The following is a 19,856-nucleotide window of genomic DNA, read 5'->3' on the forward strand; positions in this document are numbered from 1 at the left end:
AGCACTGAAAAGGCCATCATGACGACGACTATTCCCGCCCTTATGCGTAGCGCAGCCGCGCGCCACGGCGACCGACCTGCCCTGGTTTCGCAGACAGACGGAGCGATCAGCTATCGCGAACTCGACCGCCAGGCCGATCTGGTCGCAAAGGCGCTGATCGCAGATGGCGCCCAGCCGGGCGACCGGGCCGTCATCTGGGCGCCCAATATGTGGGAATGGGTCGCCATAGCCATCGGCATCCAACGCGCCGCCGGCGTCATGGTGCCGCTCAACACGCGCCTCAAGGGCGGCGAGGTGTCCGACATCGTGCGACGGGGCAAGGTCCTGCGCCTGTTTTCCATCGGCAATTTCCTTGGCCGCTATTATCCGGCCATGCTGAAGAATGAGGCGATGCCCGAACTGCGCCGCCGCATCGTGCTGCGTGCCGAACCACAGCAATTGGGCGAAGGGGAAATCCGGTTCGAGGATTTTGTCGCCCTGGCCGACAGCAGCAGCGATGCACAGCTTGCAGAGCGCGAAGCAATGGTGAAGCCCGACACGCTGGCTGATCTCATGTTCACGTCCGGCACCACGGGAGCACCCAAGGGCGCATTGTTCGATCACCGCCGGTCGCTGGGCGGGGGTCAGGCCTGGGTGGATATTGCGCGACAGACGGCAGACGATCGCTATGCCGCCTTTGGCCCCTTCTCCCACAATGCTTCCTACAAGGCGGGCTGGGTCGCGTCATTGATCGCGGGCAGCACGCTCTATTGGCCCGAAGCCTATGATCCGGCCAGCGTCCTCGACCTGGTGGCGAAAAACGGCATCACGGTCATGCCCGCCCCGCCCACCGTGTTCCAGGAGATGCTGGCCTTTCCCAACTGGCGCGACTGGGACATTTCAAGCTGGCGGTTCATGTCGACGGGATCGACCGTCGTGCCGATCGAACTGATGAAGCGGCTTCAGGCCGAAACCCCGATCCAGGAGATCAGCACCGGCTATGGCATGACTGAATGCTGCGGCTCCGCCACGCACACCCGGCCGGGCGATCCGATGGAGCGCATTGCCTATACGGTCGGCACAGCGATTGCCGGGACGGAAATCCGGATTGCCGGACCGGATGGCCGCCCGTTGCCGGTGGGCGAGCCGGGAGAAGTGCTGATCCGCGACAACAAGCTGCTGATCGAATATCTGGACAATCCGGAAGCGACCTGCGCCACGCTGGACGCAGAGGGCTGGCTGCATTCGGGCGATGTCGGTTGCCTTGACGCGGACGGCTATCTGAAGCTCACCGACCGGCTGAAGGACATGTACATCGTCGGCGGCTTCAACGTCTATCCGGCCGAGATCGAGAAGCAGATGTCCGGTCTGCCGGGAATCCATCAATCCGCCATCATCGGCGTACCCGACCAACGGCTGGGCGAGGTGGGGCATGCCTTCATCGTGCGTTCGGCCGGTTCGTCGATCACTGCAGAGGAAGTGATCGGCTGGGCAAAGGCCAATCTCGCCAATTACAAGATCCCCCGCGGGGTCACTTTCCTGGACGCCCTGCCGATGAATTCCACCGGCAAGGTGATCAAGTTCGCGCTGAAGGAACTTTACAGGACCCAGTGATCCTCATGCACTGGCAGCATGAACCGGTCTGATTGTCAGGCCGCAGCATCGGGCCTTTCAAACTGGCGCAGATAATCGAAAAGGCCGGCAGGAGTCGGCTTTTTCGCCGGATCATACCAGGGCAGCAAATTCTTGAGCAATTGCGGGAAGAAGACCCTTCGCTGAAAATTGTTGAGCGCCTTGATGTCACGGTCAAGGGCGGCTTGCTCCGCTTTCGTCATGCTCCTGCGGTCCTGTTCGATCAGATAGGAGAACATCCGGGCCATATAGCCCTGAAGATGAACCATGGCGTAGATGCAGCCATAGACGCGATAGAAATAGCCGTTCCAGATCCTGCCCCACAGGCCGCGACTGTAAATCCGGTGATAGATCTGGAAGCATACTTCCCGATGTTCGAACTCTTCGGCCATATGCCATTTCCAGAGCGCCACGGCATTGGCATCGGCGCCCTCCGTCAGCGCATCCATCCGTTCGAACCATATGCTGCCCTGCCCCGCCCCCAGCGATTCGAAGCCGTCGGCATAGGCCAGCATGAATTTGAGCGAGCGGTTTTTGATAAAGCTGTCCAGGTCGTCGGCAAGCTTCTTCTCGAATTCGGCGAGTTGAGGATAGCCTTGCGCCGCAATAACCTTGTTGAACTTCTGATGCTGGCGATAATGCTGCGATTCCTGAGCGATAAAGGCGGCCATGTCTTCTCGCAGCTGGTCCGAACCGGCGGGCAGGGATTCCATCGCCATGTTCAGCACCTTGATCAGCCAAGGCTCCACAGGCGCGGGGATGATGGAGGTCGCATTCTGGAATTGAGCGAAGGCGATATTGGGCGCCCAATGGGCGCGGACCTTCGAAAAATCGATACGGGGATAGCGTATGACGATGCCCACGGGCGCCCCTCCATTGGTGGTTTTCTACTGATTTTTTCGTTCAGGATACGCTATCGTACCATCGGTTTCCAAACCTGTCATGATTCCGAAGACCCGATCACGACTGTGATGCATCCGCCCGTGCATATCCGGTGAAGGAAGGCAGGGATTATGAAATGGCGATCATCAGGAGAGGCGCCTTGACCCCTACCCCCTTTCGCATCGATGTGCCGCAGGCCGTGCTCGATCATATCGGGCACCGGCTGGCATGTAGCCGGATCGGCTATATGCCCGACGATCCCGACCAGTGGAAATATGGCATGGATGCGCGATATCTGGCCGAATTGATCGATTATTGGGGCTCGACATATGACTGGCGCGCGGAGGAGGAGAAACTCAATCGCTGGCCGCAGTTCATGGCGGAGGTGGAGGGCATTCCCATCCACTTCTACCATGTGCAGGGCAGCGACGCCCGAAAGCCGCCGATCCTGTTGACGCACGGATGGCCGGGGTCGGTGGTGGAGTTTCAGGACGCGATGCCGCTGCTGGTCGAAGCGGGATTTTCCGTCGTCATTCCCTCCCTGCCCGGATATGGCTGGTCGGGCCGCCCGCCCCGTCCCATCGGGCCGGCGCGCGTTGCTGCCATGTGGCGGACATTGATGATCGACGTGCTCGGCCATGAGCGCTTTTTCGCGCAGGGGGGCGACTGGGGATCCGCGGTGACAACGCAATTGGGCATCAGCCACGCCGATGTGGTGGCGGCTATCCATCTCAATTTCTTCATGGCGCCGTCACCGGATGCCGATGCCGACGCAGAACTGCTCGACTATTGGACGCAGGTGCGCGCAGTGACGGAGGCGGAAAGCGGTTATCATCACGAACATGCCACCAAGCCGCAGACGATCGGCCTTGCCCTGCATGACAATCCGGTCGGCTGGGCGGCGTGGGTAGTCGAGAAATTCTGGCGCTGGGGCGATACCAAGGGCGACATAGAAAGCCGTTTCAGCAAGGATCACCTGATCACCAACCTCATGAGCTATCTTGTCACCGACAATGTGATGTCCTCGATCTGGATGTATTATGGATTGCACGGCGACGTGCTGGCGCCCGGCCCGGTGCCGGTTCCCACGGCGCTCGCTCATTTCCCCGGCGAATTCTATCCGATGCCCAGCCGGGCGCTGGCTGAACGGCAGTATAATGTGGCGCGCATGACGAAGATGGAGGCGGGCGGCCACTTCGCCGCAATGGAAGAACCCCGGGCGTTCGCGCAGGATGTCATCGAATTTTTCGAGAGCCAGATATGAACGCCAAGTTGGATGATGTGCTTTGGAGGGAAGAAGTCGGCGAAGGCATATTGCTGCTGACGATGAACCGGCCGGCGCAGCGCAATGCGATCGATCTCGCGTTGCTCGACGCCATGAACGCGGCGTTCGACGTTTTCGTGCAGGAAGACCGCTGGCGGGTCGCCGTGCTGACCGGGACGCCGCCCGCCTTTTGCGCTGGACTGGACCTCAAGACCTTCTCCGCCCCCGATGCGCCGCGCCAGTCCGTGACAGCCCTGATCCAGCGCGTGCCGCATCTGGGCAAGCCGATCATCGCCGCGGTTGGCGGTGCGGCCTATACTGGCGGGCTTGAGCTGGCGCTGGGCTGCGACTTCATATTGGCCAGCGATGATGCCCGCTTTGCCGATACCCATGCGAAGATCGGCGCATTGTCGGGCAGCGGCATGGGGTCGCGCCTTCCCCGCGCGGTGGGCGCGCGCTTTGCTCGCCAAATGATGCTGAGCTGCCAGCCCATCGACGCCGCCACGGCGTTGCGCGTGGGCCTGGTGAACGAGGTCTTGCCGGCGGAACAACTGCTACCCAGGGCGGTGCAGATCGCAGAGGCGATCGCGGCGCATGATCCCGCGCTGATCCGCATGTCCAAGAGCGTCATCGATAAAGGAACGGAGACGACGCTGGCAGGCGCGCTGGAGATCGAGGCGGAGACTTTGCGAAGGCGCAAGGCCGAAGGAGCGATGAGTTGGAGTTCCGGCAAGCCGTCATGACGCCTGCGGTTGGCCCAGGTCCTATTCTTCCTTCAATCGCACGGCCAGGGGCGCTCGCTGTTCGTCCAGTTGGATCAGCAGATCGGCGCGGCCGGGCATTTCATCGAGAATGTGACGTGTCAGGCGTTCATAGTGGCTGATGAACCGGATGAGCTGCGCATCGTCCATGACGCCCGGACCGGCAGCCCCGGATAGCCTGAGCGCCTGTTCCTGCTGCATTCGCCAGGCGGCGACCACATCCCAGCCCGGCGCAGCGAGCAGCACCAGAAAATCGATATGGTCGAACAATGGCTGATAGGGACCGGCCAGCGCCCTGTTCACGAACGATCGCCAGGTTCCTGACGGGTCCTCCGCCGATTCCAGGGCGTTGACGGGACGCTGGAGCGCGGCTTCCTCTTCGGGCATCGCACCGACGCACCATCCTTCGAGGAGCACCACCTGCGTATCGGCCGGGGCGACTGGCCACTCCGACGGAGGCGATCGGTCGTCGCGGGCCTTGTCGAAGCGCGGGAGCGCCACGTCCGCGCCCGATCCGATGGAGTCGAGCAGGCGGATTCCCAGCGAGATATCATGCGTGCCCGGCACGCCACGCGTCCGAAGCAGGGGGTGGACGTCGCGCGCCAGCCTTTCCCGGTCCTGGCGCGTCAGATAGAGATCGTCGAGCGACAGCGTCACCGCACGGTCCAGGCGGCGGCACAGCGCAGCCGCCAGCGTGGACTTGCCGCTGCCCTGCGCACCGCAGATGCCGACGATGATCGGTCGTCGCCTGGTCATCGCCGCCCGCTGCGCGATGGCCTCGGCGACGATCTCCTCAAGCGACATGGTTGGGCAAGTCCGTTCCCTGGCCCGGTCGCCGTCGCCACCGGGCCCCTGTTTCTGTCAGATGCCCCAGAGCTGGGCTGCTGTTTCACCCAGCACCTTGCGCGCGGCGGGTTCACCAACCGTATCGAAGATGCGCTTCATGATCACGTCGCTGCTGCCCATCACGCCTTCCGGGTGCGGATAGTCGGTCGACCACATCACCCGGCCGTCGCCGATGCGCGCGATATTCTCCATCGCGACGTCGTCTTCCATGAAGGTGGTGTAGCAGTGATTATGCCAGTACCAGCTCGGCTTCTGCGCCAGCTTGGGCCGCAATTCGGTCGCATAGTCGCGCGCGACCTTGTCGGCATTTTCCAGCGTGCCGGGCACCCAGCTTGCGCCGCCTTCGGTGAAAACGACGCGCAGACCGGGAAAGCGATCGAAAACGCCGGAGAAGACCAACTGCCCGAACAGCCCGGTGAAGGGCATCAGATTGGCGTTCAGGTTCGCGCCCAGCGATCCCCGGCCGCTATATTGCAGATAGGCGCCGATATGGAAGGACACGGGGAAGCCGCTGTCCTGAATCGCTTCCCAGAACGGGTCCATATCCTTGCTGTTGTAACGCACGCCCTTGGGACTGACCGGAATGTCGATCGCCTTGTAGCCGAGCTGCTTCAGTTTCTGGAGATAGTCCTTCGTCCGTTCCGGCCACAGGAAGGTCGGCAGCAGCGCGACCGGGTACAGCCGGTCCGGCGCGGCTTCCTTCCATTCCGCGGCCCATTCGTTGCAGACATCGACGCAGCGGAACCAGAATTCCTTGTCCGGCATGCGGATCAGGCTGTTCAGGCGGCCATGATAGATGATGGCGGCGTCAATGCCCTCCGCATCCATGTCGACCAGGCGCTGCTGCACGTCCCAGAAACCCTCTCGCCCTTCGGGGAAGGTCGGCGGCAGGCCGGGCACGTCGTAATTCTGTCCATCGACTTCGAGATGGAAACCCGTTTCATCCTTCCAGAAACGGGGCGCGCGATCCTTGTCCGCGCCCTTCAGCCGGTTTTCCCACAGCCCCGGCTCCTCGATCAGATGATCGTCGCTGGAAATGACGCGCATGCCGGCGGGCCTTTCCCAGCTTCTGGCCGGCATCACACGGTCCTTGGGCCATGGGGTCGCGGTAAAACTGTTCATCCTTTTCCATTCCTTCCTGGGGACATCGTCCGACACAGGGCTGCCGTCCGCTACCCCGCCTTGGCAGCCCTTATAGCATGGAGGTAGCAATAGGCGCCGGTGCCGGAGGACCCGGAACGATGTCATCAGATTTCTGATGAGTTGCCCCAAGCCCCCCAAGATCATTGTTCAATGATCCTGAATGGTTTTTTTGTAAATTGCCCGATTATACAGGCGACCGATAAGGTTTAGCATGATCGCACTGGTCCGCCATCACGGCCCGGCGGCATATGCGAGGAGAGGATAATGCTGAAGGAACACGAGGTTCGGGAAAAAGCCGGGATCAAGGTCCGCGCGCTCAGCCCCGGTTTCGGCGCGGAGATCATCGGCGTCGATCTTTCGCGTCCACTGGACGATGCCACGGCCGAGGCCATTCGCGACATATGGATCGAGGCGGGACTGCTGCTGGTCCGCGATCCGAAGGCCGACGATGAAGCGCAGATGCGCCTGAGCCGCCTGTTCGGCGATATGGAACCGGCCGCCACGGCGGACATGAACGATCCCAACAACCAGTTCATGATGACGCTGAAACATGATCCCGCGGACGACAAGCCCCGGTTCCAGACCGATTATAATTTCGGCGGCCATGACCGGGCGGGCTATATTCCCTGGCACTGGGACCAGAGCTTCATGCCGACCATCGTGCGCGGCGCCGTGCTGCGCATGGAACAGCCGGCCACGCAGCTTGGCCGGACCGGGTTCATCGATGCGATTGAGGCCTATGAACGGCTGTCGCCCGAGATGAAGGAGAAGATCGATGGCATGGAGGTCGTCTATCATTTCGTGACCGACTTCCTGGAGTGCAAATATGGCGTGCCCGCGGATCTGCGCGCCCTGCCGCGCACCAAGCCATCGAGCGGGGCGAAATATGATTTCCCGCCCGTGGTCCACCCGATGGTCATCACGCAAAGGGAAACCGGCCGCAAGGCGCTCAAGATCTCGCCATTGCAGGCGCAGTATATTCTGGGCATGGATCGGGCCGAAAGCGATGCACTGCTGGCCGAACTGGCGGCTCATCTGACCGACGAGCGATATGCCTATTTCCACGACTGGCAGCGGAACGACATGCTGGTGTGGGACAATTGGCGGATGATCCACCATGCCGAGGGCGTGCCGCTCAATGTGCCGCGCAGCGCCCGCCGCACCACGATCATGGGCGACTATGCGGTGGGCCGCTATCTCGACCCCACGCTGGACCGCAACCGGGCCGTGAAGCGGATCGTCGACTGACGGCGCGTGGCGCCTGGCCGCCTGCATCAGGCGGCGGCCGGGCGCCCCAGTGCTATCGTCCCGAGAAGCGGGGCGGCCGTTTTTCCATGAAGGCGGCGGTCGCCTCCCTGTAATCCTCTGTCATCGTGCCCAATATCTGGGTGCGGTTTTCCGCCTGTATCGCGGCGTCATAGCTGCCGGCGTCCAGATTGGCCCACATCAACGCCTTGGTATGGGCGACGGAATAGGGGCTGTTGGCAAGGACGGAGCGCGCATAGGCGATGCTGTCCTCGATCAGCGACTGCGGTTCGGAAAGCGAACGAACCAGGCCGATGCGTTCGGCCTCCCCGGCCTCGATCGCGCGGCCGGTCAGCAGGATGTCGAAGGCGCGGGCAGCGCCGATCATGCGCGGCAGCAGATAGGAAATGCCGCTTTCGCCGCCGGTCAGGCCGATCCGCACCGCCGCCACCAGAAATTTCGCGGCAGGGGTCGCGATCCGCACGTCGGCGCTGAGCGCGATCGCCATGCCCGCGCCCACGGCCGGGCCGTTGACGGCCGCGATCACCAGCTTCGGCATGGCCCGGATGCGTCCGCCCATGCCGGCGAACTGCTGCTGCCAGTGCAGTTTTTCGATGACGCCGCTGGCGCCCGTCTGGTTGCGCTGATTGGATGCGGCAAGGTCCTGGCCAGAACAGAAGCCGCGCCCGGCGCCGGTGATGATGACCGCCCGGCACGTGGGATCGGCCGCCAGTTCGTCCAGCAATCCGTTGAAATGTGCGACAGTCTCGCGAAGCAGGGCGTTCATCCGCGCGGGCCGGTTGAGCGTCAGCAGCACGATGCCGTCATCCTGTCCCGGCCGCTCAACGACAATATCTTCCTCGACCATCACCCTCTCCTGACCGACACCATCGCGAAGGTGCGACCGCCGCCGCCACATTGGCAAGCAGAAGATGCGTTCCCTACACATATGCGTAGAAAAGGGGGACGACTGTTCCCATCACGCGCTTTCGCGCAGAAACGGGGGCATGAGCCAGCATCAGCCCCCCGCCGCCGGAGCATCCCAGTTGCGCCTTGTCGCGCAGGAATGGCGGCGCGCCTGGCGTCCGGGCGTTGCGGCATTGTTCGCAGGATCGCTGGGCTATTCCCTGTACCCGGCGGTATCCAGCCTGTTCGTGGAGCCCCTGCAACAGCAATTCGGCTGGTCCCGCGGCGACATAGCCTTTGTTCACAGCTTCGGCCTGATCATCGCGTTCATCGCGCCGGTCATCGGCCGGATGACCGATCGTTACGGGGTCAGGCCGATATTGTCGGCGGGCCTGCTGATGACCGCCATCGGCTATGGCCTGCTCGCTTCGATGAGGGGGTCGCTCGGCTATTTCTATGTGGTGCATTTCGGCTTTGCGCTGGTCGGCATGGCAACGACCGGCATCACCGTCACCCGCATCCTGAGCGGCGCGTTCGAGAGGACGCGGGGAACGGCGCTGGCCATTGGCCGGTCCGGTCTGGCGGTCGCGGGCGGATTGATGCCGATGGCGCTCTATCCCGTGGTGCTGCGCTTCGGTACGGCAGGCGGCTATCTGTTGCTTGCCGCCTTCATCCTTCTGGTCGCCCTGCCCCTTATCTGGTTCTGGGTACCCTCCCGCGCCATGGAGTTGCGGTCCGGTCGCGGATCGCCTCCGCCCGCGGACAGCGCCCTGTTCCTGTTGGCCAATGGGAAGGTCCGCATCCTGATCGCGGCCTCCGTTCTGAACTATGTGCCGGTGGTGGCGCTGCTTTCCCAGATGAAGCCTCTGGCGGTGGAGAAGGGTCTTGATGCCCTGTCCGCGGTCGGTGCCGTGTCGGTCATGGGAGCGGCGGCAGCCATGGGGGCCTTGCTCAGTGGCGTTCTGGTCGATCGTTTCTGGGCGCCGGCAGTCGCGTTCGTCCTCAACTTCGCGCCTGCCATCGGTTGCCTGCTGCTGCTCCAGCACGACGTGCCGCCCGCGCTCTTCTATGGCGCGGTATTGATGATCGGGCTTGGCCAGGGCGCGGAGATCGATATCGTGGCCTTCATGATCGCGCGCTATTTCGGGCTGCGCAGCTATGCCACCATCTACAGCCTGTCGACCCTGGGCATTGCGCTGGGCGTTGCGATGGGCGCCAGCCTGATTGGCATGGCCTATGATCATTTCGGCGGCTACGACATTGCGTTGATGGCCTGCTCAGGCAGTTTCTTCCTGGCGGCCCTGTTCTACCTGATGATGGGCCGCTACCCGGAGGGCGGCCAGCCGGAATGAGCCGCCCGGCTCAACCACGCAATCGGCGCAGCAGGCATTCCTGCGCCGTCGAAGCGACAAGACGGCCGTCGCGGTCGAAAATCTGGCCCCTGGAGAGGCCGAGCCCGTCGCTGGCCGATGGACTGGACGTCTGATGCAACATCCACTCCTCGCAACGGGCGGGGCGGTGGAACCACATCGAATGATCCATGCTGGTGATCAGGAATTCGCCGCTGTTGGTGGGCAGGAAATGCGGAATGGCCGATGCGCCGCCCAGCCAATAATCGCTGGCGAAGGCGAGCAGGCATTGCTGCAGCCGGGCATCGTCGACGGCGGCGGCCCCCGACTGCCGGAACCAGAAGGATCGCGCCGCTTCGGCAGGGCGTGCCAGCAAGTAGCTTTCCGGCGCGATCGGGCGCATCTCTATGACCAGCGCCGCGGCGAAATTATGGGTGACCGCCTGCGCCAGTTCCCCCGCCCGTTCGCGGACGAAATGCTGGATCGAGGCCACTTCTTCGGGCGGCGGCACGGGGGGCATCGATGCGTCCTGATGGACGAAGCCATCCTCCGCCGCGTGGAATTCGGCCATCATCGTGAAGATGGTCTGTCCATCCTGGCAGGCGGTGATCAGGCGGTTCGCGAAACGACGGCTGTCGCGCAGGCGCGTCACCTGATAGTCGATCGGCATGTCGGTGCGGCCAGCGGCCAGGAAATAGGCGTGGAACGAACTGGCCGGCAGCGCCTCCACCGTCTTCATCGCCGAAAGCAGGGACTGGGCGAGCAAGCGACCGCCAAATACCGATCCGATATGATTCCTCGCCCCGGCCGATCCGATGAACTGGTCGGGGCTGGACTGCGTCACGTCGAGGACGTCGGAAATCGGTTCGCGCGTCGGCGCATGGTCATCCCTGTCGATGGGGGCGTCCACCGCAATCACCCATCCAGCCCCAGGGCGCGCCGCGCCGCCAGCACCGTGTCCATCTCGTCCAGGCCGCTCAACGGCACGTCATAGTCGGCGCGATCGTCAATCTGGCCAATATGGGCAGCGATGTCGTCACAGTCGGGCGCATCCGGGCCGGGGCTGTACCATCCGCGGGTCAGGCCGACGAACAGTCGCGAATATTTGCCGCCCAGCACCGAATACATGTGCTGGGAGGAGGCGCAGTCCCGGCTGGCCATGTAACAGGCCAGGGCGGCGACGAATTCCGGCTTCATGCCTTCGATGAAATGGCGGGTGCGCGCGCCGGCGGCCTTGAGGAAATCGACGTCCGGGCGCTGATCGATCGGCGTGCCGCCCAGCCGGCCGCCCTGCGCGTTGGGGAACAGGGTATTGACGGAGATCCCGGCCGGCGCCTCCTGCGCGATGACGTTCATCAGGCCGATCAACGCGGTCTTGGCGGCGCCGTAATTGGCGCGATAGGGATTGCCGAACACGCCCGATTGCGAACTCACCAGAACGATCCGGCCATAGCCCTGTCGGGTCATGGCGCGATAGGCGGGCTGGCATATGTTGAAGGCGCCCTTCACATGGACCGCCAACACGGATTCGACATCCTCCTCGCTCAATGCACCGAAGGCGCCGTTGCGCTGGTTCCCGGCGTTGGAGATGACGATGTCCACCCGTCCGAAAGCGTCCAGCGCGGCATCGATGATGGCCCGTCCCCCGGCCTCCGTCGCGACGGTGTCGTAGTTCGCGATCGCGCGGGCGCCCATCCCGGCAAGTTCGTCGACGACCGCGTCCGCATAGCCGGTGGAACCACCCTGCCCCGTGGGATCACCGCCCAGATCATTGGCGACTACTGCCGCGCCCCGGCGCGCCAGTTCCCGGCAGAAGGCCGAACCGAGTGCGCCGCCAGCACCCGTGACCACGGCCACCTGCCCACTGAAATCAATCGCCATCCGCGCCTCCTTTGGGCCCGACCATGGCGGCGGCCCGGCGTTCCGCCAAGCCGGGCGATGGAATTTCGGCCATGTGATGGATCGATGGGCGGAAAGCTAATCCTTCCTGGGTTCGCTGGCCTTGAAAAGCATTCGTGCCAGCACGCCTTCCTCCACGTCCGTATCCGGCCCGCCCTCGGGGAAGAACCAGTCGCCGAGCAGCACCGAACCTGCCAGCATGCCGAAGCCGTAGCGAACCATCAGTTCCGGCGGCACGTCGAATTCCAGCCCGGCCTGCTGATATTGCGACCGGATCCGGGCCACGGCCCGGGCAAAATAATCATCCATTCCATGAATGGCGGCCAGATCCACGTCCCCCCTGGACTTGACCATTGCCAGAAGCAGATCGGCATGGTCGCGCAGAAAGGGATAGAGCGCCTGAACATAGCGCATGCTGCGTTCTTCCCGGTCAGGCGGCAGGGTATCGCTGAAGGCCAGGAATTCCCGGAAACGGGCATTGAAAGGCTCTATCACCGCTTCGGTGAACAGCGCCTCCTTGCTGCCGAAATTGTTGAAGATCAGCGGTTCCGACACTTCCGCGCGCGCAGCGATATGGCGCGTGGTCGCACCGGAAAAACCCCGCTCCGCAAAAACGGCGCGGGCGGCATCGAGGATGAGCGCGCGGATTTCCGCCGTGGAGCGCCGCGCGCGGCGGCGGCGCGCCATGACCTCAGTCGACCGTTCGGAAATGTCATGCATGCGTCATTAAGCCATTGTCCTGTCTTTGCGGATGCTATAAATAGCACATACTATTTATCTCCGCGACTCCGTTGCGGCGATTCTGAAAGGAGAGGCATGAGCAGTCAATTCGATGTGGTGATCCGCGGCGGCACAATCGTGGACGGCACCGGAGCCCAGCCTTATGTCGCCGATATCGGCGTGAAGGACGGCATTATCACGCAGATCGGCGCGATCGATGCGTCGGCACGCGAGGAAATCGATGCGCGCGGCCTGACCGTCACGCCGGGCTTCGTCGATGTTCACACCCATTATGACGGCCAGATCACCTGGGAAAACCGCATGGCCCCTTCATCCAATCACGGCGTCACCACCGTGGTGATGGGCAATTGCGGCGTGGGATTCGCGCCGGTGCGCGATGGCGACCATCAATTGATGATCAAGCTGATGGAAGGCGTCGAGGACATCCCCGAAGTCGTCATGGCCGAAGGCGTGCCGTTCAACTGGAACAGCTTCCCCGAATATCTGGATGCGCTGGAACAGCGCGTGTCCGACGTCGATTTCGCGACGCAGATCCCGCACAGCCCGCTGCGCGTGTTCGTCATGGGCGAGCGGGGCGCCAATCTGGAACCGCCGACGCTGGAGGATCTGGTCGAGATGCGCCGCTGCGTCAGCGAGGCGGTAAAGGCCGGTGCGCTGGGCGTCGCCAGTTCGCGCAACCTTTTCCACCGCTTCCGTTCCGGCGAGCTCGCACCCTCCGTCACGACCGAACTGGACGAGGTGCTGGCCCTGGCAGAGGGTCTGAAGGATGCGGGCGCGGGCACTTTCCAGTGCAACCCCAATCTGGACAATGATGCCGAGGTAGAGCTGAAGATCTTCCGCACCATTGCGCGGGAGGCGGGCGTCCCCGTGACGTTCAGCCTGATCGCCATGCCGACCCGGCCGGAAAATTGGGACGGCTATGTCGCTGGCGTGCGCCAGGCGGCGAAGGACGGCCTTGCCATACGCTGCCAGTTCATGCCACGCCCGATGGGGGTGATGTATGGGCTGGACCTCAGCTATCATCCCTTCTCGCTCAATCCCAGCTACCGTCCACTGGCGAAGCTGCCCCTGGAGGAAAAGGTGGCGCGCATGCGCGATCCCGAACTTCGCGCGCGCCTGATCGCGGAGGAACCGGACGATCCCAACCCCGCTTTCGTCGGGCTGATCAAGTCGATCAGCGCCCTGTTCCGCATCGGCGATCCGGCCGATTATAATTTCGCGGCGGAAGACAGCATCCAGGCGGAGGCGGCGCGGCGCGGCGTCGACCCGCGCGAAATGATCTACGATGCGCTGCTGGAGGATGAAGGACGCGCGATCCTGTGTTCCTATTCGTCGGACGTGCCGGAATATCTGGCCAAGAGTCGCGACCTGATCGGGCAGGACAATATGATCGTCGCCCTGGGCGATGGCGGGGCGCATTACGGCATGATCTGCGACGCGGCCTATACCACCTACCTGCTGACCGGGCGGCTGGGCCGGGATGGGCTGGACCTTCCCACCGCGGTCAAGGCGCTGACCAGCCAGCCGGCGAATTCCGTGGGCCTGCGCGATCGCGGCGTCCTCAGCGTTGGGTACAAGGCGGACATCAATGTCCTGGACCTGCCCAACATGATCCTGCACCGGCCGCAGGTGATCGCGGACCTTCCGGCAGGCGGCAAGCGGCTATCGCAAAAGTCCAAGGGTTATGTCGCGACCCTCGTCAGCGGAGCCGTGACCTATCGCAACGGCGAGGCAACCGACGCGCTTCCGGGCCGCCTGGTGCGTGGTGTACGCGGCGCTCCGGCGACCGCGCAGGCCAGGCAGCATGAAATCGCCTGAGATGGAGTGTCGGCGCGGATAAGGGGCGCGCAGACATGCCAGAAGACCGGCACGGTTTATCCGTGCCGGTCTTTTTTATTTTCGGTCTTTTTCATTGCGGAACAGCGGCCGCAGCAACGCCATCGCCGATGCGATCCGTTCCCCCGACTCCCGTTCGGAACATTGCAGCAGGCCATCATGGCCGCCAGTGACAAGCGCGCCGAATTGCCGCGCGAGCAGGGCCGGGTCGTGACTGGCCAGCCGCCCCTCCCGCGCCAGACCCTCCAGCCAGAGGACCAGCGGCGCGGCCACGGCGCGGCTTTCCAGCAGGATCTGCCGCGCCAGTTCAGGAAAGCGGCCGGCCTCGAAAATCACGAGGCGGAGGAATCGATCGGCGGCGGGATCGGCAGTCGCTTCGGCAATCGCGACGGCAAAGTCAGCGAGCACGTCGATCGGATCGCGCCCCTCTGTCGCGACCGCAGCGAAGCGGTGCGCCGGGACGCGGCAGGCATAGCTGCAGATCGCGCGAAACAGGGCAGGCTTGTCAGGATAGCGGGCATAGAGCGTCGTCTTGCTGATGCGGGCGCGGCGCGCCACTTCCGCCATGGTCACGCCGGCAAAACCACGCTGCTCGAACAGCGCCGCGGCAGCCTCCATGATGGCCTGCTCCCGCGCTTGCGCCTCGGCGGCCGTGGGTCGACCGCGCCGACGGGAGGCGTGCCGCGCAATCATCATATTCCTGATCCCCTTCCTGCTTGCGCAGGCCCCATTTTAATTGGACAGATTAGTTCAATTAGAACGGAATGAAGGTGCAGGGCAATGGCGGATACACTCAAGGTCGGGATCATCAGCGCCAACTGGAGCCTCAAGGTACATGGCGCGGCCTGGCGCCGGATCGAAGGCGTGGAAGTCGCCGCCATCTGCACATCCAGGCAGGAAACGGCGGAGCGGGCGGCACGCGAATATGACATCCCCAAGGCCTATTGGAACCATGAGGAAATGTCGGCTGATCCGGACCTGCACATCATCGATGTCGGCACGCGGCCGTCCTTCCGCTTTCCCATGGTCATGGCCGCGCTGAAGAACGGCAAGCATGTCTATGACGCCCTGCCCTTCGCGGTCAGCCTGTCCGACGCCGAAGCGATGCGCGACGCGCAAAAGGCGGCCGGGGTCGTCGGCGTCGTCGACGCGCAATTCCGATGGTCCCCGCATGCGCAGAAGATGAAGCGCATGATCGATGAAGGTTTCATTGGCCGCCCGCTGGGCTTCAACGTGCAGCTCATGTTGCCGCTGATCGTCGCCAACGACAAACCCTATGCCTATTGCGCCTATTCGGAGCATACCGACCCATATTACTGGCTGGCGGAAAAGAGCAGCGGCGGCAGCGCCTGGCGCAATTTCGCGACTCATTCGCTGCTGTTCCTGACGCATCTGATCGGCCCCGTGGCGGAGGCGACCGGCATGTTGACGACCGGCGTGCCCGAATGGTTCCTGCCCAATGGCGAAGTGTTGCGCCCGGAAACGCACGACCTGGGCAGCGCGGTGCTGCGCATGGAAAATGGCGCGATCGGCAGCCTGCAGGCCGGATGGTGCGTGCCCGACACCGAAGGATGGCGCGTGGAGGTGTGGGGCGACAGGGGCCGGCTGCTGCTGGTCGACGACAGTTTCGGCAATTTCCCGTCGGCCAAGCTCTATGCCGGCGACGCCCGGCTGCTGACCTATGGCCAGCGGACCTGCGAAGAGGTGACGGTGGACGATGCAGTCTACGCCATTCCCGGCGTCGAAGGGGCGATGGCGGAACCGCGCGCCTTCGCTGCCATGGACTGGATGTTCCGGAATATGGTCGATGCCATTCACGACGGAACGGAAGGATCGCCCAGCTTTACCGAGGCCGCAGCCGTGCACCGCGTGGTCGAGGCGGTCGAGCGGGCCAATGTCGAAAGGCGTTGGGTCACGATGCAGGAAATGGGGTGAGCCGCACCGGCGCCAGACCATCACGACCATATGAACAACCGATCCTGTGCCAAGGGATAATATCGGGAGAGAATCCATGCTGAGAATAGACAAGCGTATCGATGTCACGGCGGCCGCACCGCATTTGGGGGACAAGGTCGAAATGGCCGTGACGCTGACCCTGCCCGATCCGTCGGCCATGCCGGACCGGCCGGTCGCGATCTTCGCCTGTCCGGGTGGTGGATATTCGCGCCACTATTTCATGATGAATTTCGATCGTCATGAAGGCTATGACGAGGCGGAATGGCAGGCCCGCCACGGCATGATCCACGTCGCGATCGATCATGTGGGCGTTGGTGAAAGCAGCATGCCCGATCTGTCGAAGATCGATTTCCAGACGATGGCCGCCACGCATGATTCCTGCGTGAAGCAGATTGCGGCTTCCCTGATCGAGGGTACGGCGGCGCAGGGCTTTCCTCGCCTGTCGTCGCTTTTCCTGGTGGGGATGGGGCAGTCCATGGGCGGTGGCGTCAGCATATTGACGCAGGGCCGTTTCGCAACGTTCGACGCGATCGCGCCCTTTGGCGTCAGCGCCATTCACACCGTCCTGCCGCAGCGCGACCAGGCCGCTTTCGAACATGGCATACGCCGTTTCGACAAGGTGGCGAGCGGTGAGGTCAAAAGCCATCTGGAGCATGACCATGAGGGCGTCGATTATGTCTATCCGTTTCACTGGGAAGACGTGCCCGCCGACATTCTGGACGACGACATGAAGGGCGGATATCCGATCCGGCAGACCACGCCGATCTATGGCAGCCTCACCATCCCGCATTGCGCGGTGCAGATGATGCTGCCCGGCGCCTTCGCGGAAGACGCCGCCCGCATCACGGTGCCGGTGCTTGTGGGCGATGGCGAGCGGGATACGTGCCCGGAGCCCTATCGGGAGCCGGCGGCCTATTCCGCTTCCCGCGACGTCTCGCTCTACATCGTGCCGCGCATGGCGCACATGCACAATTTCGCTTCGACGCGCGAGATATTGTGGCGGCGGCTGAACGACTGGTCGCGCATGGTTGCCGCCGCGCAAGATTAGGGCATCGTGCGCAAAAGTGGGACCCGGTTTTGCGCAAAACGATGCGACATCAAAAGCATAGAGCGCGCTGCGTGACCCGAATTTAACGCAACGCGCTCCAGCAGCGCTGAACAGTCGCTGCCGACGGCGGGAATTTCTACCAGCGTCTGCGCATCTGCAGGCCCAGATTGCGCTTGCGCAGCGTGGCTTCCCGTTCGGCGGGCGTCACGCGGGGCGTGTCGCCGGGCAGGTGACTGGCGAGTTCGGACAGCGGCACCTTCCTGATCGTCGGCATCGGATAGCTGTCCGCCCCGTGCCAGCGGCCCACCAGCATGCCGCGGCCATGGCCGCCGCTGTCCAGCCAGTTGGCTACTCCTGGATCTTCCAGTGCGATCACGGCGCGGAACTTGCCGTCGCTGTCGAGCCTGGCCTGCATCGCGTTCAGGCTGCTCTGGCGATAGCCGAATTCTATCTGGTTCCAGAGTTCGTCGTTCAACTGCACGTTCCAATATTTGCAGGTCTCAGGCAGTTCGGTTTCCAGGACGAGCGCTTCGCCCGGCTGATAGTCATAGATGCACCGGAAATATTTTTGCGGCCATTCGCCGCTATTGCCCAGATCTTCGAAGCCCGAAAGTTCCATGACGTTCAGACCCAGGTCCTGGATGACCTTGTTCTGATAACCGATGCAGATGCGGGAGAAGCGTTCCACGAAACCGCCCAGGATCGCATCGAGCCTGGCGGCAATTTCCTCCTGCGTCAGCCGGGGTTTGAGCGGCGGCTTGTCCAGTCGTTCTATGGCGAAGCGCGCGTCCACGTCGACGCCCCAGTCATAGGCGAACTGGCGGATCATGATGTCGCCCGCCTGGGGATCGAGATAACGCCAGTCGCCGGTCCAGTCCTTCGGCCTTTCCGTGCTGAATATCACCTCGAAATAGCCGTCCTTGCCCAGGGTCAGGCCATCGGCATCATAATTGTTGAAGCCCGGACGGGGATCCTGCGTTCCGAACATACCCCGCCCCACGGCGAAGCCCATGACCTTGTTGGTTCCGCGATAGCCGCTGATCCTGTAGACGCCGTCGCCGCTGACTGGAGCGATATGGTAAATGGCGTCAGGATTGGGCTGGAGCAGGAAAATGCTGTTTTCGAACGGCATCCAGTCGGGATGTTCGGGCGTAGACTGGAAATACCAGATATAGGATTGCGCGATATTCATCACCAACTGGCGATAGAGTTCGGCGCGGATCTGGTCATCCTGCGGAAAACCCGTGAGATCGTTGAGCCTGCCGGCCGGTTTCAGAAGGTCGACATAGGCGCTCCAGTTCCTGAGCGCGGCTGCGGTCGCGGCGCCGCTGTTCATGGTCGCGCCCCATGCGCGGGCCGGCCGGCCGGCGACGGATATGCAGAGCGCGCTGCCCAGCAGGCCCCGTCGCGACAGGTCATGATCGTTCGCTTCGTCATCGGGCACTCTCCTTCTCCATATCGTCGCTTCATGCGGCCCGCACGCGACCGCGTCCCGGCCGCGTCCCTGCCGTTGGGCGAGCCGCAGGGCGCAGGGCCCGGCTCAGCTTCCGTGCTTGCGGCCGCCCGACACCTCTATCCCGCGCCCGGTGATCATGCTGGCCTCGTCGCTGGAGAGGAACAGCACCGCGTTGGCGATCTCGCGCGGCGCAACGGCGCGGCGGATCACCTGATTTTCACCGGCGATCTCGGCCTGTTCCTCGGCCGTGAACATGGATGCGATCTGCGGCGTGGCTGTCAATCCCGGCAATACGCTGTTCACCCGGATATTGTCATCGGCATAGGCGCAGCTCGCATGATGGCTGAGATGGATGACGCCCGCCTTCGCCGCTGCATAGGAACAGGGCGCGGATGGCGTGTAGAGCCGCGCGGCCATGGAAGCGGTGTTGACGATCGTGCCGCCGCCATTGGCCCTCATCACCGGAATCTCGTATTTCATCGCCAGGAAGGTGCTGGTCAGGGAAATGCTGATCGTCCAGTTCCAGTCCTCCAGGCTCATATCCTCGATGCTGCCGGGACGCGCCATGCCGATATTGTTGAAGGCGTGGACAATGGGACCATGCGCCTCGTTCGCCGCCGCGATCGCTGCCTTGACCGAGGCTTCGTCCGTGGCATCGGTGGCGACGAAAAGCGCCGTACCGCCATGGGCCCGAATGGCATCGCGCACCGCCTCACCCTTGGCCGGGTCAAGCTCGGCAATCATGACCTTCGCGCCTTCCTCCGCAAAGGCATGGGCCGTCGCCTCGCCAATACCCGATCCGGCGCCGGTGATGAAAACCGATCGCCCCTCGAAACGCCGCCTGTCGCCCATCCTCGCTCTCCTGTCTTTCCTGGCCTGTCTATCTTGGCCCGTCTGTTTCAGCCTGCCCGTT

General features: G+C 63.3%; 18 protein-coding genes. 8 read left to right on the plus strand and 10 right to left on the minus strand.

Translation table 11 applies throughout. The features are described from left to right. Positions 1 to 18: 18 nt before the first annotated feature. Entirely contained in the window at positions 19 to 1,593 is a 1,575-nt protein-coding gene (locus tag MRBLMA1_RS09150) for an AMP-binding protein (protein WP_363736275.1), read from the plus strand. Between the two features lie 35 nt (positions 1,594 to 1,628). Here MRBLMA1_RS09150 and MRBLMA1_RS09155 read toward each other — a convergent pair whose 3' ends face one another. Continuing rightward, the gene (locus MRBLMA1_RS09155; protein WP_363736277.1) at positions 1,629 to 2,474 is read right to left on the minus strand and encodes a metal-dependent hydrolase; all 846 of its coding nucleotides are present in this window, start codon (positions 2,472 to 2,474) and stop codon (positions 1,629 to 1,631) included. A 179-nt stretch (positions 2,475 to 2,653) separates the two neighbouring features. Here MRBLMA1_RS09155 and MRBLMA1_RS09160 point away from each other — a divergent pair, with 179 nt between their 5' ends. Together MRBLMA1_RS09160 and MRBLMA1_RS09165 are read left to right on the plus strand one after the other, a co-directional pair. Continuing rightward, the gene (locus MRBLMA1_RS09160) at positions 2,654 to 3,757 is read left to right on the plus strand and encodes an epoxide hydrolase family protein (RefSeq protein ID WP_363736279.1); all 1,104 of its coding nucleotides are present in this window, start codon (positions 2,654 to 2,656) and stop codon (positions 3,755 to 3,757) included. Continuing rightward, the gene (locus MRBLMA1_RS09165) at positions 3,754 to 4,500 is read left to right on the plus strand and encodes an enoyl-CoA hydratase/isomerase family protein (protein ID WP_363736281.1); all 747 of its coding nucleotides are present in this window, start codon (positions 3,754 to 3,756) and stop codon (positions 4,498 to 4,500) included. The genes MRBLMA1_RS09160 and MRBLMA1_RS09165 overlap by 4 nt, the downstream gene beginning before the upstream one ends. 21 nt (positions 4,501 to 4,521) lie before the next feature. Here MRBLMA1_RS09165 and MRBLMA1_RS09170 read toward each other — a convergent pair whose 3' ends face one another. Both MRBLMA1_RS09170 and MRBLMA1_RS09175 read right to left on the minus strand, forming a co-directional pair. Next, on the minus strand, positions 4,522 to 5,322 hold the full coding sequence (locus MRBLMA1_RS09170) for an AAA family ATPase (protein ID WP_363736282.1): 801 nt from the start codon (positions 5,320 to 5,322) through the stop codon (positions 4,522 to 4,524). A 57-nt stretch (positions 5,323 to 5,379) separates the two neighbouring features. Next, the gene (locus MRBLMA1_RS09175; RefSeq protein ID WP_363736283.1) at positions 5,380 to 6,486 is read right to left on the minus strand and encodes an amidohydrolase family protein; all 1,107 of its coding nucleotides are present in this window, start codon (positions 6,484 to 6,486) and stop codon (positions 5,380 to 5,382) included. Between the two features lie 285 nt (positions 6,487 to 6,771). Here MRBLMA1_RS09175 and MRBLMA1_RS09180 point away from each other — a divergent pair, with 285 nt between their 5' ends. Next, positions 6,772 to 7,755, plus strand: coding sequence for a TauD/TfdA dioxygenase family protein (locus MRBLMA1_RS09180; RefSeq protein ID WP_363736284.1), 984 nt, complete (start codon positions 6,772 to 6,774; stop codon positions 7,753 to 7,755). Between the two features lie 52 nt (positions 7,756 to 7,807). Here MRBLMA1_RS09180 and MRBLMA1_RS09185 read toward each other — a convergent pair whose 3' ends face one another. Further along, a complete protein-coding gene (locus tag MRBLMA1_RS09185) occupies positions 7,808 to 8,620 on the minus strand; it encodes an enoyl-CoA hydratase/isomerase family protein (RefSeq protein WP_363736285.1) in 813 nt (270 codons plus the stop codon). A 139-nt stretch (positions 8,621 to 8,759) separates the two neighbouring features. Here MRBLMA1_RS09185 and MRBLMA1_RS09190 point away from each other — a divergent pair, with 139 nt between their 5' ends. After that, complete coding sequence (locus MRBLMA1_RS09190; protein ID WP_363736287.1) at positions 8,760 to 10,010, plus strand: MFS transporter; 1,251 nt, start codon at positions 8,760 to 8,762, stop codon at positions 10,008 to 10,010. Positions 10,011 to 10,020: 10 nt separating this feature from the next. Here MRBLMA1_RS09190 and MRBLMA1_RS09195 read toward each other — a convergent pair whose 3' ends face one another. The 3 genes from MRBLMA1_RS09195 to MRBLMA1_RS09205 form a co-directional block, all read right to left on the minus strand. After that, a complete protein-coding gene (locus tag MRBLMA1_RS09195) occupies positions 10,021 to 10,917 on the minus strand; it encodes an acyl-CoA thioesterase (RefSeq protein ID WP_363736288.1) in 897 nt (298 codons plus the stop codon). Between the two features lie 5 nt (positions 10,918 to 10,922). After that, positions 10,923 to 11,888 carry an SDR family NAD(P)-dependent oxidoreductase gene (locus tag MRBLMA1_RS09200; RefSeq protein WP_363736289.1) on the minus strand — a complete coding sequence of 322 codons (966 nt, stop codon included), beginning with the start codon at positions 11,886 to 11,888 and terminating at the stop codon, positions 10,923 to 10,925. A 96-nt stretch (positions 11,889 to 11,984) separates the two neighbouring features. Beyond that, complete coding sequence (locus MRBLMA1_RS09205) at positions 11,985 to 12,626, minus strand: TetR/AcrR family transcriptional regulator (RefSeq protein ID WP_363736290.1); 642 nt, start codon at positions 12,624 to 12,626, stop codon at positions 11,985 to 11,987. Between the two features lie 96 nt (positions 12,627 to 12,722). Here MRBLMA1_RS09205 and MRBLMA1_RS09210 point away from each other — a divergent pair, with 96 nt between their 5' ends. Next, entirely contained in the window at positions 12,723 to 14,465 is a 1,743-nt protein-coding gene (locus MRBLMA1_RS09210; RefSeq protein ID WP_363736291.1) for an N-acyl-D-amino-acid deacylase family protein, read from the plus strand. A 75-nt stretch (positions 14,466 to 14,540) separates the two neighbouring features. Here the strand turns inward: MRBLMA1_RS09210 and MRBLMA1_RS09215 are convergent, their stop codons facing one another. Next, a complete protein-coding gene (locus MRBLMA1_RS09215; protein ID WP_363736293.1) occupies positions 14,541 to 15,179 on the minus strand; it encodes a TetR/AcrR family transcriptional regulator in 639 nt (212 codons plus the stop codon). 84 nt (positions 15,180 to 15,263) lie between these two features. On the opposite strand from MRBLMA1_RS09215, the gene MRBLMA1_RS09220 reads away from it, so the two are divergent. Both MRBLMA1_RS09220 and MRBLMA1_RS09225 read left to right on the plus strand, forming a co-directional pair. Beyond that, positions 15,264 to 16,418 (plus strand): Gfo/Idh/MocA family protein, encoded by a 1,155-nt coding sequence (locus tag MRBLMA1_RS09220; protein WP_363736295.1) that lies wholly within the window; start codon positions 15,264 to 15,266, stop codon positions 16,416 to 16,418. 76 nt (positions 16,419 to 16,494) lie between these two features. Then, the gene (locus tag MRBLMA1_RS09225) at positions 16,495 to 17,487 is read left to right on the plus strand and encodes a hypothetical protein (RefSeq protein ID WP_363736297.1); all 993 of its coding nucleotides are present in this window, start codon (positions 16,495 to 16,497) and stop codon (positions 17,485 to 17,487) included. 136 nt (positions 17,488 to 17,623) lie between these two features. Here the strand turns inward: MRBLMA1_RS09225 and MRBLMA1_RS09230 are convergent, their stop codons facing one another. After that, positions 17,624 to 18,931 carry a DUF1214 domain-containing protein gene (locus MRBLMA1_RS09230; protein ID WP_363736298.1) on the minus strand — a complete coding sequence of 436 codons (1,308 nt, stop codon included), beginning with the start codon at positions 18,929 to 18,931 and terminating at the stop codon, positions 17,624 to 17,626. 96 nt (positions 18,932 to 19,027) lie between these two features. Beyond that, a complete protein-coding gene (locus MRBLMA1_RS09235; protein ID WP_363736299.1) occupies positions 19,028 to 19,795 on the minus strand; it encodes an SDR family NAD(P)-dependent oxidoreductase in 768 nt (255 codons plus the stop codon). Positions 19,796 to 19,856: the final 61 nt, after the last annotated feature.

It is taken from the genome of Sphingobium sp. LMA1-1-1.1 (genome assembly GCF_040676365.1).
GTDB lineage: Bacteria > Pseudomonadota > Alphaproteobacteria > Sphingomonadales > Sphingomonadaceae > Sphingobium.